Below are 26,632 nucleotides of genomic sequence, written 5' to 3' on the forward strand. Positions count from 1 at the left end.
GGGGTGCCCCGGCCGTGTCCGACACCGCAGGCAGACCCCTCGGTCCCGGTCCCGGGGCCTCCGCCACCGGTGAGGGCCTGGTGCGGCGGCACCGGCGGCGCTGGCTGCGGGGTTCGGCGCTGGGGGCGGCCGTACTCCTCGTCTCGGCCGCCGGAGCCGGCTGGGCCGTCTACGCCAAGCTCAGCGGCAACATCACCGCCGACGAGGCGGCCGCCGCCGAACTGGCCCGGTACGAGCGGGAGCGGCCCACCTCGCTGGTGCGCGGGGCGCAGAACATCCTGCTGATCGGGTCGGACACGCGGGCCGGTGACGGCAACGGCGAGTACGGGCGGGACCTGGGCAGCGAGCGCTCGGACACGACGATCCTGCTGCACCTGGCCGCCGACCGGCACAGTGCCACCGCCGTCTCGCTGCCCCGCGACCTGATGGTGGACATCCCCGGCTGCCGGCGCCAGGACGGCAGCCGCAGCGAACCGGTGTTCGCGATGTTCAACCACGCGTTCCAGGTGGGCGGTTCGGCGTGCACGATCCGTACCGTCGAGAAGCTGACGGACATACGGATCGACCATCACATGGTCGTCGACTTCAGCGGGTTCAAGGAGATGGTGGACGCCGTCGACGGAGTGCAGGTGTGCCTCAAGGAACCCGTCGACGACAAGGCGGCGAAGCTGAGGCTGCCCGCGGGCAGGATCACCCTCGACGGGGAGCAGGCGCTCGGGTACGTGCGGGTGCGCAAGTCGCTCGGCGACGGCAGCGACACCGAACGGATGGAGCGGCAGCAGCGGTTCCTCGGCGCGCTCGTCGACAAGGTCCAGAGCAACGACGTCCTGCTGAACCCCGTGAAGCTGTACCCGGTGCTGGACGCGGCGACCTCCTCGCTCACCACCGATCCGGAACTGGCCAGTCTGCGCGGTTTGTACCAGCTGGTGCGCGGACTGCGCGACATCCCCACGGAACGCGTGCAGTTCCTGACGGTGCCGAGGGAGTCGTACGTCTACGACGTCAACCGCGACCAGCTCGTGGAGCCGGAGGCCGAGAAGCTGTTCGCGCGGCTGCGGGCCGACGAGCCGGTGACGGTGACCAGGCATCCTTCACAGGACCTTCCCGGGAACACCCCGGGGGAGAACGGCGGGAGCACCCCCTCCCCCGCTCCCACCTTCAGCGGGAACACCGCCGCCGAGCATCCCTGCGAGTAAGAGGTTCACCAAGACGACGAACTTCACTTCAGAAAATGAGGTGGATTGCCCGCTTGTAGGAACGTCGAATTTGTCACGGGCGTCGCCCGACGCTGAACTGGGCGGATAGTGTGAGCGATCCGGTGCACCTGGCCGCGAGGTCCGTCCTGGGGTCGTGCACTGATTCACCGAGACCCGAGCGCCTTGAGGGGGAAGGCGCCGCGTGGCCCCGACGGAGGATTCGGACAACCGTGGACGCGCAAGGCCGTGGGCGGGCGGACAACATCGACCCCGCAGACCAGTGGGTACTCAATCCGAACACCGGCGAATACGAACTGCGACTGAGCCCTTCCTCAGCGCAGTCGCCGGTCCCCGGCCCCCGGAGACCGGCCCGGGGTGACGGCGGTGCGCCGCGCCGCCGCGAGGGCTCCGCGTCCAGCGGCGCGCCCGAGCCGCGCCGGGTGCGTCCGGGCGACGTCCCCGCGCCGCGCAGCCGGCGCCGGGAGGCCGAGCCGGAGGCGCCGCAGGGACGGCGCGCCAACCGGCGGCCGGTGAAGAAGAAGTCGAAGGTCAAGAAGGTGCTGCTGTGGACCGGTGGGTCCATGGCCTTCGTGCTGGTCGCCGTGACGGCCGCCGGCTACCTCTACATCCAGCACCTGAACGGCAACATCACCTCCGTCTCCGACGACGGCGCGAGCACGGGCGGCTTCCGCAAGGACGAGGCGATCAACATCCTGCTGATCGGCACCGACAAGCGGACCGGCAAGGGCAACGCGGGCTACGGTGACGCGGGCAGCGTCGGGCACGCCGACACCAACATCCTGCTGCACGTCTCCAAGGACCGGTCCAACGCGACCGCGCTGAGCATCCCGCGCGACCTGATCGTCGACATCCCGGACTGCCCGACACTGCAGGAGGACGGCAGCCAGAAGGTCATCCCGGGCACGCAGCACGTCCGTTTCAACACGAGCCTCGGCCAGGACGGCCGTACGGCGAGCTGCACCATGCGCACCGTGACCGAGCTGACCGGGATCAAGCCCGACAACTTCATGGTGGCCGACTTCAACGCGGTCAAGACGCTGACCGAGGCGGTGGGCGGCGTCGAGGTGTGCCTGGCGCACGACATCGACGACGAGGACTCGCACCTGAAGCTGGACAAGGGCACGCACAACATCTCCGGCGAACAGGCGCTGGCGTTCGTGCGCACCCGGCACTCCGTCGGCCTCGGCGGTGACCTGAGCCGGATCACGCTGCAGCAGCAGTTCCTGAGCGCGCTGATGCGCAAGCTGAAGGGCAACGCCACGCTGACCAGCCCGACGAAGATGCTGAAGCTGGCGGAGGCCGGCACCAAGGCGCTGACGGTCGACGCCAAGCTGGACAGCATCGGCAAGCTCAAGGACCTGGGCATGGAGCTGGGCAAGCTCAACCCCAAGCACCTGACGTTCACCACGGTGCCGGTCGTGGACAACCCGGCGGAGAAGGTCAAGGCCACGGTCGTCCTCAACGGCGCCAAGGCCCCGGCGGTCTTCGACGCGATAAAGAACGACGTCTCCTTCACCGAGGTGAAGAAGAAGCAGAAGGAGGCGAAGGACGCCCAGGCCGCCCGCCTCAAGGGCACCAAGGCGCCGGCCTCCGAGGTGCGGGTGCGCATCCTCAACGGCGGCGCCAAGGCGGGCAGCGCGCAGTCGGTGCTCAACTGGCTGCAGAACGACGAGGGCGTGACCAAGTCGGAGAACGCGGGCAACGCCCCCGCCGCGCTGGGCAGGACCACGCTGGAGTACGGGCCCGACCAGGCGGCCCAGGCGCGCCGGCTGGCCGCCGTCATGGGACTGTCCGGTGCGGCGCTCAAGCCCGGCAAGAGCGTGACCAACTCCCAGGGCCTGCCCGCCATGACGCTGACGCTGGGCAAGGACTTCAAGGGCGCGGGCGTGTCCCTCACCCCCGCGACGAAGGCACCGGCGGTCGACAAGTCCACGGCGGACAAGGTCCAGTGCGCCTCGTGACCGGCGGGCCGCACTGAGCAGCGGATTTCACATGTGTGGAACGGGTGCCGTTCCGGTGCATGCGTATCCTGAGCGGTGATCAGCAGATGAGGTGCGCCTCGTAGGTAACCCTATGGGCCCGTCGTGCGTCTAACGGGACGCGGGACGGGCCCGTTGCGTGGCGCGAGGGTGGGGAGGGCAGGGAGTTTGGCGCAGAGCGAGGTGCGCGGAGAGGCTCCTGCGGTCGAGGACACGATGTCGCTCACACCGCAGGCCGCGGACGCGACGACGGGTTCCGGGGGGAACGGCGGCGAGGGGAGCGGCGGCGGGAAGAAGACCGCGCGGCGGCGCAGACGGCGCGTCCTGCGCTGGTCGGCGACCGTGCTGGCGGTGGTGATACTCGGCACGGCCGGCGCCGGATATCTGTACTACCAGCATCTCAACGGCAACATCCGCAAGGGCAAGCGCAGCAGCGCCGACGACTCCAAGGCGCGCAGGACCGCGCCGAACGCGGCCGGCCAGACTCCGCTGAACATCCTGCTGATCGGCTCCGACAGCCGTAACTCCGACGAGAACGTGAAGCTCGGCGGCAGCCGGGACCACCGCGGCGACCCTCCGCTCGCGGACGTGCAGATGCTCATCCACCTCTCGGCGGACCGCGAGAACGCCGCCATGGTCAGCATCCCGCGCGACACCCGGGTCGACATACCCAAGTGCACGGACCCCGACACCGGCAAGGTCTACCCGGCGACCAACGACATCATCAACGTCAGCCTGGCGCGGGGCGGGGCCGGCTGCACGCTGGCCACCTGGGAGAACCTGACCGGCGTCTACATCGACCACTGGATGACGATCGACTTCTCCGGTGTGGTGCGGATGGGCAACGCCGTCGGCGGGGTGGACGTCTGCGTGAAGCAGAACGTGTGGGACCGCCCGACGGCCTCGGTCCCCGGCGGCTCCGGCCTGAAGATGAGGGAGGGCACGCACAAGGTGAAGGGCGAGCAGGCCCTGCAGTGGCTGCGTACCCGGCACGCCTGGGGCAGCGATCTGATGCGGGCCCGCGCCCAGCACATGTACCTGAACTCGATGATGCGCACGCTGCGCAAGCAGAACGTGTTCACCGACACCGGGCGGCTGATGGACCTGGCGGAGGCGGCCACCAAGTCCCTGAAGGTCTCCGAGGAGATCGGCACCGTCAAGAAGCTGTACGACCTGGGCATGCAGATGAAGTCGGTGCCGTCCGACCGCATCACGTCGCTGACCATGCCGAACGTGCCGGACCCGCAGAACGGCAACCACGTCGTGCCGGACAAGGACAGTGCCGCCAAGGTGTGGCGGATGCTCCAGGAGGACGTCCCGTTCGACAAGAACGGCAAGGGCAAGAAGAAGAAGAAGGACGACAAGCCGACCAAGGAGCCCTCGCTCGACCCGGCCCGGCTCGGCGTCCTGGTGCAGAACGCCACCAGCACCACCACCGAGGCACCGGTGCCGCAGCGGGCGCGGGCGATCGGCCAGGCGCTCGTGGCCAAGGGCTACCCCCGGGCGGCGGCCGACACCTCGCAGACGCTGTCGAAGAAGAAGACGGTCGTGCGGTACCCGAGCGCGGACCTCGAGGGCGACGCCCAGGCCGTGGCGAAGGCGCTCAACCTCCCGATGAGCCGGGTGAAGAAGTCGACCGACGTGACGGGGGTCACCGTCGTCGTGGGCGCGGACTGGCGCACCGGCACCTCCTACCCCGAGGACCTGAAGGCCGGGGACCTGCCGGAGGGCAGCGACGCCGTCAACGGTTCGGACACCACCAAGTGCATGGACGTGTACGACGTCTACCGGTGGTAGCGGGACAGCGCACAGGGCCCCCTTCTCCGGTAGGTCCGGGAGGAGGGGGCCCTGTCGTGTGCTCAGGCGGCGTTCACCACCGCCGGCCGCCGTGAGGCGATGACCTTCTTCGCCAGGGACCTCGGGCTGGTCAGGAAGCCCCAGCCCCACGACATGTGCATCGTGGCCAGGGCCACCGGGATCCGCAGGCGGGCCGCGAGGGGCAGGCCCTTGCCCGCCGGGACGGAACCCGCGGCGATCGCCGCCAGGTAGCCGCCGGGGACCACCAGGGCCCACGGGGTCAGCACCGCGCCGGCCACGAGGCCCGCGGCCATCGCGCACACCGCCGTCGGCGGGGCGAGGTAGCGCAGGTTGATGGAGCCCGGGTGGTAGCGGGCGACGACGTGCCGCCAGCGGCCGTAGTCCTTGTACTGCTTGGCCAGCGCCCGCACGCTCGGCCGCGGCCGGTACGACACCTTCAGCTCCGGCGAGAACCAGATCAGGCCGCCCGCCTCGCGGATGCGGAAGTTCAGCTCCCAGTCCTGGGCGCGGATGAACTCCACGTTGTAGCCGCCCTGCTGCTCCAGGGCCTCGCGGCGGAAGACGCCGAGGTAGACCGTCTCGGCCGGCCCCGCCTCGCCACCGGTGTGGAAGGCCGCGTTGCCGACGCCGATCCGGGAGGTCATCGCGGCGGCGACCGCGTGCTCCCAGTCGTTCTCGCCCTCGGCGTGCATGATGCCGCCGACGTTCTGCGCGCCGGTCTCCTCCAGGAGACGGACCGCGGTGGCGATGTAGTTCGACGAGAGCATGCCGTGGCCGTCCACGCGGACCACGATCGGGTGCCGGGAGGCCTTGATCGCCGCGTTCAGCGCCGCGGGCGTGCGGCCGGTCGGATTCGGGACGGTGTGCACGCGCGGATCGTCACGGACCAGCTCGGCGGCGATCTCGTCCGTGCGGTCCGTGGACGGACCGAGGGCGATCACGACCTCCATCTCGCCGGCGTACTCCTGCGCGAGGATCGCTTGGACGGCTCCGCGCAGATGCCGTTCCTCGTTGAGGACGGGCATGATCACGGAAACAGCGGGGAGCCGCACGTCGGGCTTGGCGTTCATAGGACGCTCACGTTACCGCGAACGGGGGACACCGGTGCGCGCCGCAGGGGCGTAACGCGGGCTGGAGATCGTATCGGCCTACTGTGCTCACGGATCCCACGTACGGCCTCGTCCGGAGGTGTCCCCCTTGCCCACCCCGCCTCGGTCCCCCTCCCCCGCCACCAAGGGCGCGCAAGGTGCCCCCGGGCCGCGGCGCCGCCCGCAGCAGCCCCGCCGCAGGCCGCGCCCGGCCGAGCGGTCCGCGCGCCCCGTCCGGCCGCCGCGGCGGCCCCGCTGGGCGATGCGGGCGGTCACCACGCTGTCGGTCGTGGTGCTCGCCTCCGCCGGGATCGGCCACGCGGTCGTGAGCAGCCTGGACGCCGGCATCACCCGGATCGACGCCTTCAAGGACATGAAGAACCGGCCCCGCGCCGGCCACGGCATGAACGTGCTGCTGGTCGGCACCGACGGCCGCGACCGGATCGGCGAGCGGGAGCGGCGCGCCTACCGGCTCGGCGGTGCGCCCTGCCACTGCACCGACACGATGATGATCGTGCACATCTCGGAGGACCGGGAGCGGGCCACGGTGGTGAGCCTGCCGCGCGACTCCTACGCCGAGGCGCCCGCGCACGTCGACCGGAACACCCGCAAGCCGCACGGGCCGCACCCGGTCAAGCTCAACGCGGCCTACGCCGAGGGCGGTCCCCAGCTGACCATCCGCACGGTGGAGAACATGACCCGTGTGAAGATCGACCACTATCTGGAGGTCGACTTCACCAGCTTCATGCGGACCGTGGACGTGCTCGGCGGGGTGAAGGTGTGCACGCCGACGCCGATGAAGGACAGGTTCACCGGGCTCGACCTGGCTCCCGGCACGCATCTGCTGTCGGGCGGGCAGGCGCTGCAGTACGTGCGGGCCCGGCACATCGACGGGGCGAGCGACCTGGGCCGGATGAAGCGGCAGCAGCGGTTCCTGGCCGCGCTGCTCGAGAAGGCGACCTCCTCGGGGGTGCTGCTCAACCCGCTCCGGTTCAGGGACGTGACCCGGGCGGTGCTGGGCTCGGTCCGCGCCGACGAGGGCTTCGGCACGGACGAGCTGCTCGACCTGGGCCGCGCCATGCGGGACTTCTCCCCGTCCTCCTCGGAGTTCACCACCGTCCCCATCGGACAGATGAACTACCAGGTCAAGGGCATCGGCTCCACCCTGAAGTGGGATGCCGTCAAGGCGGAGCAGCTGTTCGGGGCACTGCGCGACGACAAGCCGCTCACCGTGGACCGCCCGCACCGCGGGCCGGCCCCGGATCCGGTGGAGGCGGACCCGCGGCGGATCCGGGTCCTGGTGGCCAACGGCACCCGTACCGCGGGGCTCGCCAAACGGGTCGACGCGGAGCTGGCGGCGACCGGTTTCGCCACGACCCGCCGGCCGGTGACCGCGGCCGTCCACGACGTGCGGCGCACGATGATCTCCTACGACCCCCGGTGGGACCTGTCGGCCCGTTCCCTGGCCGCGGCGCTGCCCGGCAGCGAGCTGCGCGCGGTGCCGGGTCAGGGGCCGATGATGAAGGTGACCGCCGGGGCCGACTTCAGGAAGGTGCACAAGGTGCGGTTCGAGGATCCGGGGCGGCCGGAGCAGAACGTGGTGCGGGGCAACGAGGTGACGTGTTCCGGGGACGCGTAGCCGGGGGCACCGTCCCCGGGCTCACGAGGCGCACTTGACCTGGTCGGCCGTCTGCCTCTGGACGTCCGGGCCCTTCGCCGGGCCGGTGACCGGTATGCCCGGGCCCTTGAAGTCGGCGCCGAGCCTGAGCACCATCGCGGGCAGTCCCTGGGCGTTGGTCTCGCTCCTGCCCGGCTTCAGGGCGGACGCCGGCAGCCCCATGAGGTGGGCCAGCTCGCGGGCCTGGGCGGCCTGGCCGGGCGCGTAGCTCAGGGACGTCCTCGCCTGCGTCGTGCCGGCGTTGCCGAGCTGGCTGGACTTGGTCACGCCCTTCTCCGTCTGCAGCCAGGCCAGGGTCGTCTGGGCGGTTCCGCCGGGCGCGCCGGCGTTGTAGAGGTCGACGCGGACGTCGCCGGGCGCGGAGCGGGGGCCCTTGAGCCTGGCGGCCACCTGAGCCTTCTGCTTCTTCTTCACCTCGCTGAAGGAGACGTCGCCCTTGATCATGGCGAAGATCTGCCGGGCGGGCGCCACGTCCTCGACGACCGTCTTGTGGATCTTGCCGTCGGCCGGGTTGTCCCTGACCGGCAGGGTGAGGAAGGTGATGTTCTTGGGGGGCACCTTCTTCAGTTCCATGGCCACGTCCTTGAGCGTGGTGATGTGGCCGATGCCCTTGTCCACGGTGAGTGCCTTGGTCGCCGTCTCCGCCAGGTCCATGAGCCGGCCGGGGCTGGTGAGCGTGGAGTCGGACTTCATCTTGCGGAACAGGGCCCCGAGGAACTGCTGCTGGACCTTGATGCGGTCCAGGTCGCCGAAGTTGCCCCAGCTGTAGCGGGTGCGGACGAAGGCCAGGGCCTGCTCGCCCTCGATCTTCGACGGCCCCGCGGGCAGGTCCAGGTGCGACTTGCCGTCCTTGACGGCGTGGTCCAGGCAGACGTCGACGCCGCCGACGGCCGTCGTCAGCGTCTTCACCGCGTTGAAGTCGGCCATCATGAAGTGGTCGACCTTGAGTCCCTCGCCGAGCTTCTTCACCGTGCGGACCGTGCAGCCCGGGTCGCGGCCGAGCTGGCCGAGACTGGTGTTGAAGCGTATGCCCTGGGTGCTCTGGATCGTCTTGAGGGAACCGTCCTGCTGCCTGGTGGGACAGGGGGGTATGTCGGTGATCAGGTCCCGGGGGATGCTGAGCGCGGTGGCGTTGCTCCGGTCCTCGGCGACGTGCAGCAGGATCGTGGTGTCCGCGTGGCCGACGCTGCCCACGTCGCCGTAGCCCGAGTCGCCCTTGCCCTGGCGCTTGTCGGTGCCGATCACCAGGATGTTGAACGCCTTGTCCTTGCTGAAGGAGTCGCTGGTGGCGCCAGCCGTGTCGGTCGTGGTGATGTTGGCGTCGAGGTGCTTGAGGTAGAGGTAGACACCGGCCGCGCCGGCGACCATGACGAACGCCAGGGTGCCGCCGGTCCACAGCAGAATCCTTTTGCCCGTGGACCTCTTCTTCTTGGCCTTGCGCTGCGCACGGCCGGCCGCGCGACGGGCGCCCGGCACGGCGGGCTCCGCCGCCGCCTCCCGCGCCGGGCGCGGACCGGGCACGGTGGGCCGCTCGGCGGAGGCGCCCGGCGGCCGCAGTTCGTACTCACCCGTGTCCGGGTTCAGCACCCACCGGTCCGCTGGGTCGATGTCGTCGCCATGGCCACGGCCCGGTGCGTCCACGCCTCTGCCCCCCCGTCGGGGGCCATCCACCGAGTGCCCCGCCTCACTCTCCAACTGCCGGACGGCGGGCGACCGCGAGGCGGCCCGCCGGAGCGCTCACATTATCCGCACAGTTCTTCGACCGGCCACCGCCGTGATACTTCCCACTTCCGTACAACCTCCCGCGGAAGAAAGGAAGTTGCTAATCCTCGAAGCCCTCGGCCGCGCGCTGCTCGCGCAGTTCACGGATCGCCCGGCGGCGGGCCAGCCGGTGGGTGCGGCGGATCTGGGCCTCCTGGCAGCGGCGGCGGTCGCGGTCGGTCTCCGGGAGCACCGGCGGCACCCGGCGGGGCTTGCCGTCGGCGTCGACGGCCGCGAACACCAGGTAGGCGGAACCGACCTGGGTGGCCGGGGCGGACTCGTTCCAGCGCTCGGCGAGGACCCGGACGCCGATCTCCATCGAGGTCCGGCCGGTCCAGTTCACCTGGGCCTTCACATGGACCAGGTCGCCGACGCGGACCGGCTCCAGGAACGCCATCTCGTCCATGGAGGCGGTGACGGCGGGACCGCCGGAGTGCCGGCCGGCCACGGCGCCCGCCGCGTCGTCGACGAGCTTCATGATCACGCCGCCGTGCACCGTCCCCAGCAGGTTGGTGTCGTTGTGGGTCATGATGTGGCTGAGGGTGGTGCGGGAGGCGGACGTGGGCTTGCCCGGAATATCCGGTTCCATGTCCGTGGCCTGGTCTGTCATGCCCCCACCTTATGTCCTGGTGACATTCGCGGAATTTGTGTCAGATTCGCAACAGCGCCGCCCTGATTTTCCGACAACCCTTGTAAGGCACGTACTGCGGCCCTGCACACTGGGGCCCATGAATGACTGGCCCGAGGGATGGTCCGACGACAACCGTGGCACGCGCTACGGACGCGGCAGTGCCGGCGCGCAGCCGGAGAGCGCCCGCGTGATGCGTCAGGTGCGCCGCGGCCCGGCGGTACCGCCCGGGCAGCGCTCCGCCTACGGCAACGACCCGTCGGCACCGCCGTACGCGAACGGTGTCCCGCAGCAGCCGTCGTACGTCGACGGCCAGGGGTACGACGACGGCTCCGGCTACGGCGAGTACGACAGCGGCTACAACACCGGCCAGGTCTACGGCAGTCCCGGCGGCCACGGCCCGGGCGGCCCCGAGGGCACGGCCGCCCGGGCGCCGCGCCCCGCGCCGAACTGGCGGCGCCGCATCAAGTGGACGGCGATCACCCTGGCCACCGTGCTGGTCGTCACGTCGATCGCGACCTACTTCTGGGCCGACTCCAAGCTGCGCCGCGAGGTGGACCTGTCCAAGGTCATCGACCGGCCCGAGGCGGGCGACGGCACCAACTACCTGATCGTCGGCTCGGACAGCCGCGAGGGCATGTCCAAGGAGGATGAGAAGAAGCTGCACACCGGTGGCGCCGAGGGCAAGCGCACCGACTCGATGATGATCCTGCACGTCGGCGACAACGGGGACACCCTGATCTCGCTGCCGCGCGACTCGAACGTCACGATCCCGAAGTTCCAGGGCTCGGAGTCCGGCAAGATCAAGGGCCCGCTGGGCACGAACAAGCTGAACGCGGCGTACGCGTTCGACGGCCCGACGCTCCTCGTGCGCACGATCGAGTACAACACCGGTCTGCACATCGATCACTACGTGGAGATCGGCTTCCAGGGCTTCGCGAACATCGTGGACGCCGTCGGCGGTGTCGACATCGACATCGACAAGGCGTTCAAGGACAAGTGGTCGGGCGCCGACTTCCAGGCCGGCAAGCAGACGCTGAACGGCCAGCAGGCCCTCGCCTTCGTCCGCACCCGGCACGCGTTCGCCGCCTCGGACCTGCAGCGCACCAAGAACCAGCAGAAGTTCCTGGCGGCCCTGGCCCACCAGGTGGCCACCCCGTCGACGGTCCTGAACCCGTTCAAGTTCTACCCGACCATGGGCGCGGGCCTGGACTCCCTGATCGTCGACAAGGACATGAGCCTGTGGGACCTGGCCTCGATGTTCTGGGCGATGAAGGGCGTCAACAGCGGCGACGGCACGTCGATGAACATGCCGATATCCGGCTCCGCGGGCGGCAACCTGGTCTGGGACAAGGCGAAGGTGAAGACCCTCGTGGACCAGCTGAACAACGACGAGAAGGTCACCGTCTCCGGTAACTAGGCCGCGGACACGGCCTGGCGCACGGCGGAGCCGAGGAGTGCCACGTGGGGAAGGGCCAGGTGCCCTTCCCCATCGGCGTTCCCGGGGACGAAGGCGGCGCACAGACGCTCGTACTCGCGCCGGATCCGCGCGACGGTCCCGGGGGTCTGCGAGGTCACCACGAGCCCGATCGTCGCCACTCCCCCGGCGGCGCCGCCCCACCACTCCTCGACGGTCGTCCGGTGGTCCCAGACCCGCTCGCGGGCGCCCGCCCCGGTGAACCCGGCCCCGATGAGCAGATCGGCGAGCCCCCGCGGGGTGCGGGGGAAGTCCTCGGCCGGGTCCAGGCGCGGCAGGTACCGCGGCGGTACGGCGCCGCCCGCCGCGCACGCCTGCCCCAGCAGTTCCTGTCCGGCCCCGCGCCGCGCCCCCCACAGCGTCACCGCGATCCGGCCGCCCGGACGCAGCACGCGCCGCAGCTCGGCGAGGGCGGCCCGGGGCCGGCCCACGTGGTTGAGCACGAAGTTCCCCACCACGGCGTCGAACGCCCCGTCCGGGAAGGGCAGTTCCGGCAGCACGGCGACCTCGGCCGCCAGCCCGCGCCGACGGGCCCGCGCCACCATCCCGGCATCGGCGTCCACGGCCCGCACCAGCGCCCCGCGTTCCCCCGCCGCGAGGGCGGCCGTGCCGGTGCCCGTGCCGACGTCGAGGACACGCGTCCCCGCCGTGACCCCCGCCGCGTCCAGCAGGTGGGGCACCGGATAGGCGCACAGCCGGCCGAAACTCCTGGCGTAGGCCTCGGCCCGGCCCGCCCACATCGACCGCTCGGCGGCGTCGAAGGCCGCGGTCCCGTCCGTCACAGTCATGGGACCAAGCCTGCCGCACAAGCCCGAGGGCACCCGCACGGGGCGCCCTCGGGCAGGTCCGCGCGCGGCGGTTCACATGCCGGCGTGACCCATCGCCCGGCAGGTCTCCGCACAGCGGCGGGCCGCCTCGGCGCAGCGCATCATCTGCTGGTCGTCCGGCATGGACATACACGCCTCGGCGCACATGTCGCAGACCTTCGCGCACAGCATGCACATCTCCGCCGACATCGGCGAGCGGCGCATCATCATGTCGGCGCACATCCGGGTGGTCTCGGAGCAGTCCATGAGCGCGCGCATGATCTGCATCTGCTGCGGGCCGCCCTTCTGCATGCAGGAGCTCATGGTCTCCTCGCACATGCTGTGGCAGCTCATGCAGGCCTCGATGCAGTCCTGCATCTGCTGGGTGAGGGCGGGCATCGTTCCGGACTGGGACTGGGTCATGGCTCCTCCTCGGGAGGCGGGGGCCCGGACCGGGCCCCGTGTGCTTCCGTCCTACGTCCCGCGGTGCCGCCCCGCATGTCGACCTACGGCTTCCGGCCCACGGACCGGACCCCGCGCGAAACACAGAGGGCGCCCCACGGGGCGCCCTCCGCCGGATGCTTGTGCCCGGGCCGTTACGGCAGGTTGCGGGCCATGACGATCCGCTGGACCTGGTTCGTGCCTTCGTAGATCTGGGTGATCTTCGCGTCGCGCATCATGCGCTCGACCGGGTAGTCGCGGGTGTAGCCGTAGCCGCCGAGGAGCTGGACGGCGTCCGTGGTGACCTCCATGGCCACGTCGGAGGCGAAGCACTTGGCGGCCGCGCCCTGGAACGTGAGGTCGCCGTCGCCGCGCTCGGAGGCGGCCGCGGCCTGGTAGGTCAGGGCACGGGCGGCCGCGATCTTCATGGCCATGTCGGCGAGCATGAACTGGATGCCCTGGAAGTCGGCGATCGGCTTGCCGAACTGCTTGCGCTCCTGGACGTAGCCCTTGGCGTAGTCGAGGGCGCCCTGGGCGACACCGAGCGCCTGGGCGGCGATGGTGATGCGGGTGTGGTCCAGGGTCTTCATCGCGGTGGCGAAGCCGGTGCCCTCCTCGCCGATCATGCGGTCGGCGGGGATGCGGACGTTGTCGAAGTAGACCTCGCGGGTCGGGGAGCCCTTGATGCCGAGCTTCTTCTCGGGGGCGCCGAAGGAGACGCCCTCGTCCGACTTCTCCACGACGAACGCCGAGATGCCCTTCGAGCGCTTGGTCGGGTCGGTGACCGCCATCACCGTGTAGTACTCGGAGACGCCCGCGTTGGTGATCCAGCGCTTCACGCCGTTGAGGATCCAGTGGTCGCCGTCGCGGACCGCCTTGGTCTTCATGCCGGCGGCGTCCGAGCCGGCCTCCGGCTCGGAGAGGCAGTACGAGAACATCGCGTCGCCCTTGGCGAGCGGCGTGAGGTACTTCTTCTTCAGCTCCTCGCCGCCGGAGAGGATCACCGGCAGGGAGCCGAGCTTGTTCACCGCGGGGATGAGGGAGGAGGAGACGCAGGCGCGGGCCACCTCCTCGATCACGATGACCGTGGCGAGAGCGTCGGCGCCGGCGCCGCCGTACTCCTCGGGGACGTGCACGGCGTGCAGGTCGTTCGCGACCAGGGCGTCCAGCGCCTCCTGGGGGAACCGGGCCTCCTCGTCCACCGCCGTGGCGAACGGCGCGATCTTCGCCTCGACCAGCGAACGGACGGCGTCCCGGAGCATGTCGTGCTCCTCGGACGGGCGGTACAGGTCGAAGTCAGCCGATCCGGCCACGGTCTCTCACGCTCCAAAGACGCAGTGATACTGACGCTAATTACCGTTAAGTAACTCAATTTTAAAGGGCTGGCCCGCACTCGCCTACGTGAGCTGCGCGACAGCGGAAAAGTTCCCCGGTCGCGGGCCCGACTATGCTCAGGCCCCGCACGAGTAAGTCCCCGAGCAGGAGCGCGCACCCATGAGCCTGAAGATCACCGTGATCGGCACCGGCTACCTCGGCGCCACGCACGCCGCCGCCATGGCCGAGCTCGGTTTCGAGGTGCTGGGACTCGACGTCGTGCCGGAGAAGATCGCCATGCTGGAGCGCGGCGAGACGCCGATGTACGAGCCGGGCCTGGAGGAGCTGCTGCGCCGGCACGTGGCCGGTTTCGAGGGGACCTCGGGGCGGCTGCGGTTCACCATGGACTGGGCCGAGGCGGGGGCGTTCGGCGATGTGCACTTCGTGTGCGTGAACACCCCGCAGAAGCACGGCGAGTACGCGTGCGACATGTCGTACGTGGACTCCGCGATCGCCTCCCTCGCCCCGCACCTGCACGGCCCGGCCCTGGTGGTCGGCAAGTCGACCGTGCCGGTGGGCTCGGCCGACCGGCTGGCGGCGTACCTCGCCGAGCACGCGCCGGCCGGCGCGGACGCCGAGCTGGCGTGGAACCCGGAGTTCCTGCGCGAGGGCTTCGCCGTCCAGGACACCCTGCACCCGGACCGGATCGTGGCCGGGGTGCGCAGCGAGCGGGCGGAGAAGCTGCTGCGGGAGGTGTACGCCACGCCGATCGGCGAGGGCACGCCGTTCGTGGTGGCCGACTTCCCGACCGCCGAGCTGGTGAAGACCGCCGCGAACTCCTTCCTCGCGACCAAGATCTCCTTCATCAACGCGATGGCGGAGGTGTGCGAGGCCGGGGGCGGCGACGTGGCGAAGCTGGCGGAGGCCATCGGGTACGACGACCGGATCGGCCGCAAGTTCCTGCGTGCCGGGATCGGCTTCGGCGGCGGCTGCCTGCCCAAGGACATCCGGGCGTTCATGGCACGGGCGGGCGAGCTGGGCGCGGACCAGGCGCTGACCTTCCTGCGGGAGATCGACTCCATCAACATGCGCCGGCGCGGCCAGATGGTGGAGATGGCCCGGGAGGCGCTCGGGGGCGGCTCCTTCCTGGGCAAGCGGGTCGCGGTGCTCGGCGCGACCTTCAAGCCGGACTCGGACGACGTCCGTGACTCGCCCGCGCTGAACGTGGCCGGGCAGATCCACCTCCAGGGCGGCCAGGTCACGGTGTACGACCCGAAGGGCATGGACAACGCCCGCAAGGTCTTCCCGACGCTGGGCTACGCCGAGTCGGCGCGGGAGGCCGTCCGCGGCGCCGACATCGTGCTACACCTGACGGAGTGGCGGGAGTTCAGGGAGCTGGACCCGGCGGAGCTGGGCGAGGTCGCGACGGCGCGGGTGCTGCTGGACGGGCGCAACGCCCTGGACCCGGAGGTGTGGCGGCGGGCCGGCTGGACGTACCGGGCGATGGGGCGTCCCACCGCTTAGCGCGACGAGGACGCGACGGGAGGGAAAACGGCGTGAAGGGGACGCCGGTTCGGCCGAGGCTCAGTCGGCCGAACCGGCGTCTTCCCGCATTCTGCACCACATGGGGCTCATGTGGCCGGTGAACCGTCCGTGATGTCCGGCTCCTTCGCCCGGTAGCGGCGCATCTTGGCGCGGGCCCCGCACACCCGCATCGAGCACCAGCGGCCGCGTCCGGCGGGGCTGCGGTCGTAGTAGGCCCAGTGGCAGGTGACGGCCTCGCACGCCTTCAGCCGGGTCCAGGTGCCCGCGACCAGGGCCTCGGCGACGGCGGTGGCGATCCGGGCGAGCAGGGGGCCGTCGTCGGCGGGGGCGAGGGCGGCGGAGCCGTCGCGGTCGTCGACGGACACGTACAGCGGGGCGCGGCTCAGCAGCGTGCCGAGCGGGGTGACCGGGCGGTGCGGCGGGTGTCCGGCGTGGGCGAGGAGGGTGGCCCGCAGTGACTCGCGCAGTTCGCGGGCCGCGTGCAGCCCGTCCTCGGTGAGGCCGAAGGGCGCCCGGCCGTCCGCCGTGTCGAGCGAGTCGCGCCCCGTCTCGATGTCCAGGGTGTTCACCAGGGACTCGATCAGGGCCAGGCCGCCGGGGGCGGCCGTTCTCTCGCTCATGCCCGCAAGGTACCTCCCGTGTGCCGGAATCCTGTTGCGAGGTTACCGCCAATGGGGCAGCATGCGGTAACGGTTACTGGTTACCCGGCTCTAGGGGTAACGCACGACTCAAGGAGGAGTCATGGCTCTCGCGAAGCTCGGTGTCGTGGTCCTGGACTGTCCCGACCCGCGCGCGCTGGCCGGTTTCTACGCCGGCGTGCTGGGCGGCACGGTCGAGGGAGAAGGGGAGTGGGTGGACCTGAAGGTGCCCGGCGGAGCGGCGCTGGCCTTCCAGCGGGCGCCCGGGTTCGAGCCGCCGCGGTGGCCGGCGGCGGACCGCTCGCAGCAGTTCCACCTGGATCTCGTGGTGGAGGACCTGGACGCGGCCGAGAAGGAGGTGCTGGAGCTGGGCGCGAAGCCGCTGGACGCGGAGGACCGCTCGCGCACGTTCCGTGTCTACGCCGACCCGGCGGGGCACCCGTTCTGCCTCTGTGCCTGCTGATCCGTCCCGAAGGAGGACACCATGGCGTCCGTCGCCCGTTTCCGTTCCGTCGTACTGGACTGTCCCGACCCGCATGCGCTGGCCGGCTTCTACGCGGCGGTGGCCGGAGGCACCCCGCAGGCCGATGACGACGACTGGGTCGTCCTGAGGGTCCCGGGCGGGCCGCGGCTGGCGTTCCAGCGGGCCGAGGGGCACACCCCGCCCGAGTGGCCGCGTGCCGACCGCAACGGCCAGCAGTTCCACCTCGACTTCGACGCGGGCCGGACCTGGGCGGAGGTCGACGCGGCGCACGAGCGGGTGCTGGCGCTCGGCGCGCGGCCGCTGGACGTGGAGGACCGGGAGAAGAAGGACTTCGCGGTGTACGCCGACCCGGCCGGGCACCCGTTCTGCCTGTGCCGGATCGAAGAGTGAGCCGCGCTCCGGGCCGCACGGCGCGCTTCGTGCGGCCGGGGCCGGACCGTGCCTGAGGCGGCGACGGCGCGGAGCGGAGCGCCGGGGGCGGAGGCGGAACGGACGGTCGTGCCGGCCGCCCGCCCCCGGCGGACGGCCCGCTCAGCCCGCCGCGCCGTCCAGTGACTCGATGGTGGCGTTGGACGGGGCTCGCGTGGCCTTGAGCCCGCGGGCCACGTCCTCCGCCGCGCCCAGCACGCGTACCGCGTTCTTCCAGGTCAGCTTGGCCAGGTCGGCCTTGGACCAGCCGCGGTCGAGCAGTTCGGCCAGCAGGTTCGGGTAGCCGGAGACGTCGTTCAGGCCGTCCGGGGTGAACGCGGTGCCGTCGTAGTCGCCGCCGATGCCCAGGTGGTCGATGCCGGCGACCTCGCGCATGTGGTCCAGGTGGTCCGCGACCGTGGACACCGTGGCGACGGGGCGGGGGTTGCCCTCCTCGAAGGCGCGGTGGACCTTCATCGCCTCGGGGCTGGTGTCCAGGTGGTGCAGCCCGTGGGCGCGCATGTTCGCGTCGGCCGCGGCCGTCCAGTCCACGGCCGCCTGGAGCACGAACTTGGGCACGAACGTCACCATCGCCATGCCGCCGTTGGCCGGCAGCCGCTCCAGGACGTCGTCCGGGACGTTGCGCGGGTGGTCGCAGACGGCCCGGGAGGAGGAGTGCGAGAAGATCACCGGCGCGGCGGAGGCGTCGAGCGCGTCGCGCATGGTCGTCGCCGCCACGTGGGAGAGGTCGACGAGCATGCCGAGCCGGTTCATCTCCCGGACGACCTCGCGGCCGAAGGCGGACAGGCCGCCCACGTTCGGCTCGTCGGTCGCGGAGTCCGCCCAGTCCACGTTGTCGTTGTGGGTGAGCGTCATGTAGCGCACGCCGAGGGCGTACAGCCCGCGCAGGGTGCCGAGCGAGTTGGCGATGGAGTGGCCGCCCTCGGCGCCCATCAGGGAGGCGATGCGGCCTCCCCGCCGCGCCGTCTCCATGTCGGCCGCCGTCAGCGCGGGAGCCAGGTCGGCCGGGTAGCGCTCGATCAGCTGCCGTACGCAGTCGATCTGCTCCAGCGTGGCCGGCACCGCGCCGGGCAGGTCCGCGCGCACGTACACCGACCAGTACTGGGCGCCGACCCCGCCCGCGCGCAGGCGGGGGATGTCGGTGTGCAGGTGGGCGTCCTGGGCCCCGGCGATGTCACGGGCGTCGAGGTCGTAGCCGACCTGCTCGCGCAGGGCCCAGGGCAGGTCGTTGTGGCCGTCGACGACCGGGAACTCGCGCAGCAGCTCGCGGACCTCGTCCAGGGAGGGCATCCGCGTCATTTCCCGAAGCCGAAGCCGCTCGCGCCCTCGACCTTGGAGCGCAGCCGCTTGCCCTTCTCGGTGGCCTGGTCGTTGAGGTCCTGCTGGAAGTCGCGCATCTTCTGCAGCAGCTCCTCGTCGTGCGCGGCGAGGATGCGGGCCGCGAGGAGCCCCGCGTTGCGGGCACCGGCCACGGAGACCGTGGCGACGGGGACGCCGGCCGGCATCTGCACGATCGACAGCAGGGAGTCCATGCCGTCCAGGTACTTCAGCGGGACGGGGACCCCGATGACCGGCAGGGGCGTCACGGAGGCGAGCATGCCCGGCAGGTGGGCCGCGCCGCCGGCGCCGGCGATGATCGCCTTCAGGCCGCGGTCGGCGGCCTGCTCGCCGTAGGTGATCATCTCGCGGGGCATGCGGTGTGCGGAGACGACGTCGACCTCGTAGGCGATCTCGAACTCGTCGAGGGCCTTGGCGGCGGCCTCCATGACGGGCCAGTCGGAGTCCGACCCCATGACGATGCCAACAACGGGGCTCATTCGGTGATGGTGCCTCTCAGGTAGCCGGCTGCGTGACGGGCGCGCTCCAGCACGTCGTCCAGGTCGTCGCCGTAGGTGTTGACGTGTCCGACCTTGCGGCCGGGCTTCACGTCCTTGCCGTACATGTGGATCTTGAGCTTGGGGTCACGAGCCATGCAGTGCAAGTAGGCCGAGTACATGTCCGGGTAGTCGCCGCCCAGGACGTTGACCATCACCGTCCACCCGGCGCGCGGGCGGGGGTCGCCGAGCGGGAGGTCGAGGACCGCACGGACGTGGTTGGCGAACTGCGAGGTGATCGCGCCGTCCTGGGTCCAGTGGCCGGAGTTGTGCGGGCGCATCGCCAGCTCGTTGACGAGGATGCGGCCGTCGCGGGTCTGGAACAGCTCGACGGCGAGGTGGCCGACCACACCGAGTTCCTTGGCGATGGTCAGGGCCATCTCCTCGGCCCGCAGCGCGAGGTCCTCGTCCAGGTCGGGCGCGGGGGCGATCACCGTGTCGCACACGCCGTTCACCTGCTGGGACTCGACCACCGGGTAGGCGACGGCCTGGCCGTGCGGGGAGCGCACGACGTTGGCGGCCAGCTCGCGGACGTAGTCGACCTTCTCCTCGGCGAGGACCGGGACGCCCGCCTTGAACGGGTCGGCGGCCTCCTCGACGGAGTCGACGACCCACACGCCCTTGCCGTCGTAGCCGCCGCGGACGGTCTTCAGGACGACCGGGAAGCCGTCGCCCTGCGCGCCGTCGGGGAGGCCTTCGCGGGCGAACGCCGCCACGTCCTGCGGATCGGCGACCAGCCGGTGCCGCGGGCACGGGATGCCGATCGCGTCGAGCTTCGCGCGCATCACGCCCTTGTCCTGGGCGTGCACCAGCGCGTCGGGCCCGGGGCGCACGGGGATACCGTCCGCCTCCAGGGCCCTGAGGTGCTCGGTGGGTACGTGTTCGTGATCGAAGGTGATCACATCGCACCCGCGCGCGAACTCACGCAGCGTGTCCAGATCGCGATAGTCGCCGATGACGACATCGCTCACGACCTGCGCCGCGGAATCCTGAGGGGTGTCACTGAGAAGCTTGAACCTGATGCCCAACGGGATGCCCGCTTCGTGCGTCATACGCGCGAGCTGCCCCCCGCCGACCATGCCGACTACCGGGAACGTCACACCCCTAGCGTATCGGCCACGACGGGGGTGGCCCGGATCGCATCCCCGTCACGGGCTCTTACCCTTTGCTTCCCCGCCTCTTTCCGACTCGTTTCCGTGCCGGGGCCGGGTCCACGGGCGTCCGCGGGCCCGGCTGGATAGCATGGCGGGGTCGACGCAACCTACCGACGGGAGCTGCAGGGCCATGGAACGTCGTTCCTCGGGGCTGCAACGGCTCGTACGCGAGGGTGCCAAGTTCGGCGCCGTCGGCGGCGCCGGCGTCCTGGTCAATCTCGGCGTGTTCAACCTGGTCCGGCACGTCTCGGACCTTCCGGTGGTGCGCGCGAGCATCATCGCGACCGTCGTCGCGATCGCCTTCAACTACGTCGGCTTCCGCTACTGGACGTACCGGGACCGGGACAAGAGCGGCCGCACCCGGGAACTCTCGCTGTTCCTGCTGTTCAGCGCGATCGGCCTGGTGATCGAGAACGGCGTGCTGTACCTGGCGACCTACGGCTTCGGCTGGGACAGCCCGCTGCAGAGCAACGTCTTCAAGTTCGTCGGCATCGGCGTCGCCACCCTGTTCCGCTTCTGGTCGTACCGCACCTGGGTGTTCCGGGCGCTGCCGGCCCGGGAGGCCGAGTCGATCCTGGCGGCCGAGTCGAAGAGGCCGGCGCCCGGCAAGCCGGCGCCCAGGCAGCGCGTGCCGTAGCCGGCGGGGGCCGGCCGGTCCTCAGCGGACCGTGAGCCGGTCCTCGTCCGGCTTGTGGGTCGGGGGCGTGCGGGAGAGGAACAGGCCGAACACCGGGGGCTGCGCCTGCAGCAGTTCGAGCCGTCCGCCGTCGGCCTCCGCGAGGTCGCGGGCGACGGCCAGACCGATTCCCGTGGAGTTCCGCCCGCTGATGGTGCGCTCGAAGATCCGCGCCCCCAGGTCGGCCGGCACTCCGGGCCCCTCGTCCGTGACCTCCACGACGGCCTGGTTGCCGGTGACCCGGGTGCGCAGGGCGACGGTGCCGCCTCCATGCATCAGGGAGTTCTCGATCAGCGCGGCCAGCACCTGGGCGACCGCGCCCGGCGTGCCGACGGCCTGCAGGTGCCGCTTGCCGGAGCTGACGACGGCCCGGCCGGCGCTGCGGTAGGCGGGCCGCCACTCGGCGAGCTGCTGCTGGATGACCTCGTCCAGGTCGAAGGTGACGGCGGAGCCGGTGCGCGGATCGCGGGAGTTCGTCAGCAGCCGCTGCACGACGTCCGTCAGCCGCTCCACCTGCGTCAGCGCGATGGTCGCCTCCTCCTTCACCGTGTCCGGATCGTCGGTGAGGGTGATCTCCTCCAGCCGCATGGACAGCGCGGTCAGCGGCGTGCGCAGCTGGTGGGATGCGTCGGCCGCGAGGCGCCGCTCGGCGGTCAGCATGCGCCCGATCCGCTCGGCGGAGGAGTCCAGCACGTCGGCGACCCGGTCCAGCTCGGGGACGCCGTAGCGCTTGTGCCGCGGGCGCGGGTCGCCCGAGCCGAGGCGCTCGGCGGTCTCGGCGAGGTCGGTGAGCGGGGAGGCGAGCCGGTTGGCCTGCCGTACGGCGAGCAGGACGGCCGCGACCACGGCGAGCAGCGCGACCAGCCCGATGATCAGCAGGGTCCGGCCGACCTCGCGGGTCACCGCGGAGCGCGGCTCCTGCACGGTGACCGTCTCGCCCTCCTCGCCGTGCTGCGTGGCGTGGATGACGTCGCCCCGGGGCTTGGTGCCGATCTCGATGGGGTCCTTGCCGGGCATGCTGATCAGCACGTACTGGTCCGCACCGACCGGGTTGCGCAGCACGTCCGCGCTGACGTTCTCGGCGGCGATGATCCGGCTGTCGACGATGCTGGCCAGCCGCACCGCCTCGGACTCCACCCGTTCCTGGGCGCTGTTGCTGATCGTCCGCGTCTCGACGATCACCAGGGACACGCCGAAGACCGCGATCACCACCAGCACGACGGCAAGGGTGGACTGGATGAGACGGCGACGCACGGGGTCCTCCGGATGGGGGTGGCTCTACGCGTACCAGTGTGACAAGCCCCGAAGGACGCCCCGCGAGCCCGGCATGATCCGAACGAGTAGCAGGCCGTGTCCGCCTAGCTCTTCTCGAAGCGGAATCCGACCCCGCGCACCGTGGCGATGTACCGGGGGTTCGCGGCGTCGTCCCCGAGCTTCTTACGCAGCCAGCTGATGTGCATGTCGAGCGTCTTGGTCGACGACCACCACGTGGTGTCCCAGACCTCGCGCATGAGCTGGTCCCGGGTGACCACCCGCCCGGCGTCCCGCACGAGGACCCGCAGCAGGTCGAACTCCTTGGCCGTGAGCTGGAGTTCCTCCTCGCCCATCCAGGCGCGGTGCGACTCGACGTCGATGCGCACCCCGTGGGTGGCCGGCGGCTGCTGCGGCTCGGCGGCGCCGCGCCTGAGCAGGGCCCGCACCCGGGCGAGCAGTTCGGCGAGCCGGAAGGGCTTGGTGACGTAGTCGTCGGCGCCCGCGTCGAGACCGACGACGGTGTCCACCTCGTCGGCCCGCGCGGTCAGGATGAGGATGGGCACGGTGTGGCCGTCGGCGCGCAGCCGGCGGGCGACCTCCAGGCCGTCCATGCCGGGCAGGCCCAGGTCCAGCACGACCAGATCGATGCCGCCCTGCATGCCGGCGTCGAGCGCGGTGGGTCCGTCCTCGCGCACCTCGACCTCGTAACCTTCCCGGCGCAGGGCGCGGGCCAGCGGCTCCGAGATGGACGCGTCGTCCTCGGCGAGCAGTACACGGGTCATGGGGTGATGGTAGACCGCCCGCGTCCGCCGCCGGGGTGTGATCGGTTCCCGGGATTCTTACCTTCACGGCAGTCTGGTACGAACCATTGACCTGGGGATGCGATCGTAGGAGAGACCTTCGAAAAAGGTCTTGCGGTTCCCCCGACACCTGTGATCCGCGTCTCAAGTCCTTCCATATCCGGCAGTGTCCTGACGTACAGTGACGTGAACGCCTGTAGTACACCGGGGACCTTTGGCGGGCACTTGTCGCTGAAGGTCTCTTTTGTGTGCGGGCTGGTCGCCGACCAGCCTCGAAAGGAATGACCTCTGGCCGGGCTCCGGACGCGGTGACGCGTCACGGGGCGTGGATCCCGGTGGTCGCCGTCCGCCGTTCCGCGATCCGGAGCGGGCTCCCCCTGGGCGTGGGGATGGGCGTCCGACCCGCCGGTGCCGGCCGACACCCCCACCGGGCGCGCAACGCTCCAGCCGCGCGTCCCGACCAGCAAGGAACGACCATGGCGTCCAGCCTGACGAAGGACTCGGTCCGCCCGGGCACCCCCGGTTCCGAGAAGACCTTCTTCGGCCACCCCCGCGGACTGGCCACTCTCTTCATGACCGAGATGTGGGAGCGATTCTCCTACTACGGCATGAAGGCCCTGCTCACCGTCTACCTGCTCTCCGGCGGCCCCGGTGCCGGCAAGGGCAGCATGGGCGGCGGCCTGGCCATGGACGTGGCCACCACCACGGTGATCGTGTCCGTCTACTCGGCGATGGTGTACCTGCTCGCGATGCCCGGTGGCTGGCTCGGCGACCGCGTCTGGGGACCCCGCAAGACGGTGGCCATCGCCGCCGTGACGATCATGTCCGGCCACGTCGTGCTGGCCCTGCCCGGCGGTCAGGCCCCGTTCTTCGCCGGTCTGGCGCTGGTCGCGGCCGGTTCGGGTCTGCTCAAGGCCAACATCTCCACGATGGTGGGTCACCTGTACGACGGTCCTGACGACCCGCGTCGCGACGGTGGCTTCACGATCTTCTACATGGGCATCAACGCGGGCGCCTTCTTCGCTCCGCTGGCCATCGGCACCGTCGGCCAGAAGGTCAACTGGCACCTCGGCTTCGGCATGGCCGCGGTCGGCATGGCCGTCGGTCTCGCCGCGTTCCTGCTCGGCACCCGCCACCTGAACCCGCAGAGCAGCGTCGTCCCCAAGCCGCTGAGCGCCGAGGAGCGGACCTCCTCGCTGCGCAAGGGACTGACCTGGGTCATCATCGCGGCCGTGTTCTACGGCGTCGTGGGCGTCACCGGCCACTTCACGCTGAACTGGGCGATGATCCCGCTGACCGTCATCGGCCTGGTCATCCCGGCCGGTGTGCTGATGCGCATCAAGCGGGACAAGGAGCTGTCCTCCACCGAGCAGTCGAAGATGACCGGCTACATCTGGTTCTTCGTCGCGGCCGCCGTGTTCTGGATGATCTACGACCAGGGCGCGTCCACCGTGCAGGCGTTCGGTGAGGGCAAGGCCTCCAGCTCGCTGCTGGGCTTCGGCTTCCCGTCCTCCTGGTACCAGTCGCTGAACCCGCTGTTCATCATGGCGCTGGCCCCGGTCTTCGCCTGGGTCTGGATGTGGCTGAACCGGCAGGGCAGGGAGCCCAGCACCATCGTGAAGTTCTCGATGGGCCTGGTTCTGATCGGCGTGTCGTTCCTGTTCTTCCTGATCCCGCTGGGCATGGCCGCGAGCGGCACCGCGGTCAGCCCGATGTGGCTGGTCGGCATCTACTTCATCCAGACCGTCGGTGAGCTGTGCCTGTCGCCGGTCGGCCTGTCGGTGACGACCAAGATGGCCCCGGCCAAGTACGCCAGCCAGATGATGGGCGTCTGGTTCCTCGCGGTGACCGCGGGTGACTCCATCACCAGCCTGCTGTCCAACCCGGCCGTGGCCGGCGTCGACCTCAGCGGGTCCGGCGCGGTCCTGGTGGAGGCGGTCCTCGCCGTCCTCGCGGGCGCCGCCGTCTACATGTACCGCCGCAACGTGAAGTCCCTGATGGGCGACGTGCGCTGACCTGATCGAGGTTCCGTGCGGGGCCGTCGCGTCGAAGGACGCGGCGGCCCTCTCGGCGTGCCCGGCGTCGTGGTGGTCCGGCGTGAGGTGCGTCGTGGAGGCGGAGAGGCGAAGAGACGGAGAGCCGAAGAGGCGGCCCCGGAACCCCGGGGCCGCCTCTCAGGACGTCGCGCGGCTACGCGGGAGCGCCCAGCTCCGCCCACACCGTCTTGCCGGGGCGGCCCGTGGCGCGGACGACGCCCCAGTCCAGGCAGAGCCGCTGCACGATGAACATGCCGTGGCCGCCGGGCCGTCCGGCGCGGTGCGGGGTGCGCGGGGCCGGCTGGCCGGTGCCGCGGTCGGAGACCTCCAGCCGGATCACCTTGTTGTCGCAGGCGATGACCAGTTCGTCCGGGCCCTCGGCGTGCAGGCAGGCGTTGGTGACCAGTTCGGACACGACGAGCAGGACGTCCTCGGCGGCGGCCCGCTGGTCGGCGGTGGCGGCGGGCAGCCAGCCCCACGCGTACAGCGCCTGGCGGGTGAAGTCGCGGGCGAGCGGGACGACCCCGCTCTCGCCCTCCAGTCCGAGTCTGCGGACCTGCCGGCCCCGGGCGCTCTGCGCGCCGCCGGGCGGCCCGGACGGCACGGACGGCGCGGCTGCCCCCGTGGCTGCGCCGACGGCCGGCGCGGCCCCCTCGGACGCCCCGGAAGCGCCGCTGGGCTCCGGGCCGCGGTCGCCCGGCGAGTAAGGCCGGGTGGTGCTCATCAGCGCTTCACCTCACCGATTCACCAGTTCATGATTCAAAGGTCGGCACCCCATCCGGTGCCGGCCGGTCCGTACGTCGTCCGCTCGTCCCCCGCCCGCCGTCCGTGCGGATCTCCGCCCGTCCGTCGCAGCGAGTGCCGTCCGGGGGTCCCGTCCGGGCCGCTCGCCGGTTCCAAGTCCGGTCCGGCGGTGGGCGGCCCGGCAGGACGGCTCCGTGGTCCCCCTGCCCTCTCCTGCCCGACACATCCGGTGGGGACACCACCGGATTCGGCGTGACGAGCGCAACGCCCGGAGCGGCCGGCGCGAGAGGACCCCGACACGGGCTCAGTCGGTGCCGTCGGCCAGGGCCGCCTCGACGGAGTCGTGGACGGCGAAGACCGCCTCGGCCCCGGTGATCTCGAAGACGCGGGCGACCACCGGCAGCATTCCCGCCAGGTGGACCCCGCCGCCGGCGGCCTCCGCCTTCAGGCGGGCCCCCAGCAGGACGTTCAGTCCCGTGGAGTCGCAGAACTCCAGGCGCGAGCAGTCCACCACGAGCCGCGAGAAGCCCTTGGTCAAGAGGTCGTCGAGGGGCTCGCGCAACAGATCGGCGGTGTGGTGGTCGAGCTCACCGGCCGGTGTCACGACGGCGCTGGAGCCCTCCTCCCGCACCTCCACCAGAAGCCGGCCCGACTGTGCGCTGCCGACCGTCCCGTGGTCCATGCCGTCTCTCTCCCGAGGTCGTGGCTGTTGATGCCCTCGAACATTACGCCTTCCTCGCGCACTCCGACACCCGAACATCCGCACACAAACGGACATATATGGACAGAAT

At 71.0% G+C, this 26,632-nt stretch carries 24 protein-coding genes; 10 read left to right on the forward strand and 14 right to left on the reverse strand.

Annotation, left to right across the window (positions count from 1 at the left end; all coding sequences use genetic code 11):
* Positions 1-14: 14 nt before the first annotated feature.
* From IE177_RS30520 to IE177_RS30530, 3 genes are all read left to right on the forward strand, one after another.
* Complete coding sequence (locus IE177_RS30520) at positions 15-1,196, forward strand: LCP family protein (protein WP_190018715.1); 1,182 nt, start codon at positions 15-17, stop codon at positions 1,194-1,196.
* A 230-nt stretch (positions 1,197-1,426) separates the two neighbouring features.
* Entirely contained in the window at positions 1,427-3,178 is a 1,752-nt protein-coding gene (locus IE177_RS30525; RefSeq protein ID WP_190018716.1) for an LCP family protein, read from the forward strand.
* Between the two features lie 234 nt (positions 3,179-3,412).
* Complete coding sequence (locus tag IE177_RS30530; protein WP_190018791.1) at positions 3,413-4,993, forward strand: LCP family protein; 1,581 nt, start codon at positions 3,413-3,415, stop codon at positions 4,991-4,993.
* A 62-nt stretch (positions 4,994-5,055) separates the two neighbouring features.
* Here the strand turns inward: IE177_RS30530 and IE177_RS30535 are convergent, their stop codons facing one another.
* Positions 5,056-6,084 (reverse strand): glycosyltransferase family 2 protein, encoded by a 1,029-nt coding sequence (locus tag IE177_RS30535; protein WP_190018717.1) that lies wholly within the window; start codon positions 6,082-6,084, stop codon positions 5,056-5,058.
* A gap of 127 nt (positions 6,085-6,211) precedes the next feature.
* On the opposite strand from IE177_RS30535, the gene IE177_RS30540 reads away from it, so the two are divergent.
* Complete coding sequence (locus IE177_RS30540; RefSeq protein ID WP_444545629.1) at positions 6,212-7,741, forward strand: LCP family protein; 1,530 nt, start codon at positions 6,212-6,214, stop codon at positions 7,739-7,741.
* A gap of 21 nt (positions 7,742-7,762) precedes the next feature.
* Here the strand turns inward: IE177_RS30540 and IE177_RS30545 are convergent, their stop codons facing one another.
* Both IE177_RS30545 and IE177_RS30550 read right to left on the reverse strand, forming a co-directional pair.
* Positions 7,763-9,421 (reverse strand): LCP family protein, encoded by a 1,659-nt coding sequence (locus tag IE177_RS30545; protein WP_190018718.1) that lies wholly within the window; start codon positions 9,419-9,421, stop codon positions 7,763-7,765.
* Positions 9,422-9,602: 181 nt separating this feature from the next.
* On the reverse strand, positions 9,603-10,151 hold the full coding sequence (locus IE177_RS30550) for an acyl-CoA thioesterase (RefSeq protein ID WP_190018719.1): 549 nt from the start codon (positions 10,149-10,151) through the stop codon (positions 9,603-9,605).
* 118 nt (positions 10,152-10,269) lie between these two features.
* Between IE177_RS30550 and IE177_RS30555 the strand changes: the two genes are divergently transcribed.
* Positions 10,270-11,589 (forward strand): LCP family protein, encoded by a 1,320-nt coding sequence (locus tag IE177_RS30555; protein ID WP_190018720.1) that lies wholly within the window; start codon positions 10,270-10,272, stop codon positions 11,587-11,589.
* On the opposite strand, the gene IE177_RS30560 is transcribed toward IE177_RS30555, so the two are convergent.
* From IE177_RS30560 to IE177_RS30570, 3 genes are all read right to left on the reverse strand, one after another.
* Positions 11,586-12,434: a class I SAM-dependent methyltransferase gene (locus tag IE177_RS30560; RefSeq protein WP_190018721.1), complete on the reverse strand. Its 849-nt coding sequence runs from the start codon at positions 12,432-12,434 to the stop codon at positions 11,586-11,588. The genes IE177_RS30555 and IE177_RS30560 overlap by 4 nt on opposite strands.
* A gap of 72 nt (positions 12,435-12,506) precedes the next feature.
* Positions 12,507-12,875: a four-helix bundle copper-binding protein gene (locus IE177_RS30565; protein WP_190018722.1), complete on the reverse strand. Its 369-nt coding sequence runs from the start codon at positions 12,873-12,875 to the stop codon at positions 12,507-12,509.
* Positions 12,876-13,048: 173 nt separating this feature from the next.
* On the reverse strand, positions 13,049-14,206 hold the full coding sequence (locus IE177_RS30570; protein ID WP_268253192.1) for an acyl-CoA dehydrogenase: 1,158 nt from the start codon (positions 14,204-14,206) through the stop codon (positions 13,049-13,051).
* Between the two features lie 181 nt (positions 14,207-14,387).
* Between IE177_RS30570 and IE177_RS30575 the strand changes: the two genes are divergently transcribed.
* Entirely contained in the window at positions 14,388-15,731 is a 1,344-nt protein-coding gene (locus IE177_RS30575; protein ID WP_190018723.1) for a UDP-glucose dehydrogenase family protein, read from the forward strand.
* A gap of 107 nt (positions 15,732-15,838) precedes the next feature.
* On the opposite strand, the gene IE177_RS30580 is transcribed toward IE177_RS30575, so the two are convergent.
* Positions 15,839-16,372 carry a CGNR zinc finger domain-containing protein gene (locus IE177_RS30580; protein ID WP_190018724.1) on the reverse strand — a complete coding sequence of 178 codons (534 nt, stop codon included), beginning with the start codon at positions 16,370-16,372 and terminating at the stop codon, positions 15,839-15,841.
* A gap of 121 nt (positions 16,373-16,493) precedes the next feature.
* On the opposite strand from IE177_RS30580, the gene IE177_RS30585 reads away from it, so the two are divergent.
* Together IE177_RS30585 and IE177_RS30590 are read left to right on the forward strand one after the other, a co-directional pair.
* Complete coding sequence (locus IE177_RS30585; protein WP_190018725.1) at positions 16,494-16,853, forward strand: VOC family protein; 360 nt, start codon at positions 16,494-16,496, stop codon at positions 16,851-16,853.
* A 21-nt stretch (positions 16,854-16,874) separates the two neighbouring features.
* A complete protein-coding gene (locus IE177_RS30590; protein ID WP_190018726.1) occupies positions 16,875-17,264 on the forward strand; it encodes a VOC family protein in 390 nt (129 codons plus the stop codon).
* Positions 17,265-17,405: 141 nt separating this feature from the next.
* On the opposite strand, the gene IE177_RS30595 is transcribed toward IE177_RS30590, so the two are convergent.
* Genes IE177_RS30595 through IE177_RS30605 form a run of 3 tightly spaced genes read right to left on the reverse strand, consistent with a single transcriptional unit; the run spans position 17,406 to position 20,277 of the window.
* Complete coding sequence (locus IE177_RS30595) at positions 17,406-18,593, reverse strand: dipeptidase (RefSeq protein WP_190018794.1); 1,188 nt, start codon at positions 18,591-18,593, stop codon at positions 17,406-17,408.
* Positions 18,594-18,598: 5 nt separating this feature from the next.
* Positions 18,599-19,120, reverse strand: a complete 522-nt coding sequence (purE, locus tag IE177_RS30600) for a 5-(carboxyamino)imidazole ribonucleotide mutase (protein ID WP_190018727.1) — start codon at positions 19,118-19,120, stop codon at positions 18,599-18,601.
* Positions 19,117-20,277, reverse strand: coding sequence for a 5-(carboxyamino)imidazole ribonucleotide synthase (locus IE177_RS30605; RefSeq protein ID WP_190018728.1), 1,161 nt, complete (start codon positions 20,275-20,277; stop codon positions 19,117-19,119). The genes purE and IE177_RS30605 overlap by 4 nt, the downstream gene beginning before the upstream one ends.
* A gap of 184 nt (positions 20,278-20,461) precedes the next feature.
* On the opposite strand from IE177_RS30605, the gene IE177_RS30610 reads away from it, so the two are divergent.
* Positions 20,462-20,968 (forward strand): GtrA family protein, encoded by a 507-nt coding sequence (locus IE177_RS30610; RefSeq protein ID WP_190018729.1) that lies wholly within the window; start codon positions 20,462-20,464, stop codon positions 20,966-20,968.
* 21 nt (positions 20,969-20,989) lie between these two features.
* On the opposite strand, the gene IE177_RS30615 is transcribed toward IE177_RS30610, so the two are convergent.
* On the reverse strand, positions 20,990-22,261 hold the full coding sequence (locus IE177_RS30615; protein WP_190018730.1) for a sensor histidine kinase: 1,272 nt from the start codon (positions 22,259-22,261) through the stop codon (positions 20,990-20,992).
* A 104-nt stretch (positions 22,262-22,365) separates the two neighbouring features.
* Positions 22,366-23,043, reverse strand: coding sequence for a response regulator transcription factor (locus tag IE177_RS30620; protein WP_190018731.1), 678 nt, complete (start codon positions 23,041-23,043; stop codon positions 22,366-22,368).
* A 494-nt stretch (positions 23,044-23,537) separates the two neighbouring features.
* Here IE177_RS30620 and IE177_RS30625 point away from each other — a divergent pair, with 494 nt between their 5' ends.
* Complete coding sequence (locus IE177_RS30625; protein ID WP_190018732.1) at positions 23,538-25,076, forward strand: peptide MFS transporter; 1,539 nt, start codon at positions 23,538-23,540, stop codon at positions 25,074-25,076.
* Between the two features lie 175 nt (positions 25,077-25,251).
* Here IE177_RS30625 and IE177_RS30630 read toward each other — a convergent pair whose 3' ends face one another.
* On the reverse strand, positions 25,252-25,821 hold the full coding sequence (locus IE177_RS30630) for an ATP-binding protein (RefSeq protein ID WP_190018733.1): 570 nt from the start codon (positions 25,819-25,821) through the stop codon (positions 25,252-25,254).
* A gap of 324 nt (positions 25,822-26,145) precedes the next feature.
* On the reverse strand, positions 26,146-26,523 hold the full coding sequence (locus IE177_RS30635; RefSeq protein ID WP_190018734.1) for an STAS domain-containing protein: 378 nt from the start codon (positions 26,521-26,523) through the stop codon (positions 26,146-26,148).
* Between the last annotated feature and the right edge of the window lie 109 nt (positions 26,524-26,632).

It is taken from the genome of Streptomyces lucensis JCM 4490, assembly GCF_014650035.1.
Classification (GTDB): Bacteria; Actinomycetota; Actinomycetes; order Streptomycetales; family Streptomycetaceae; genus Streptomyces; species Streptomyces lucensis.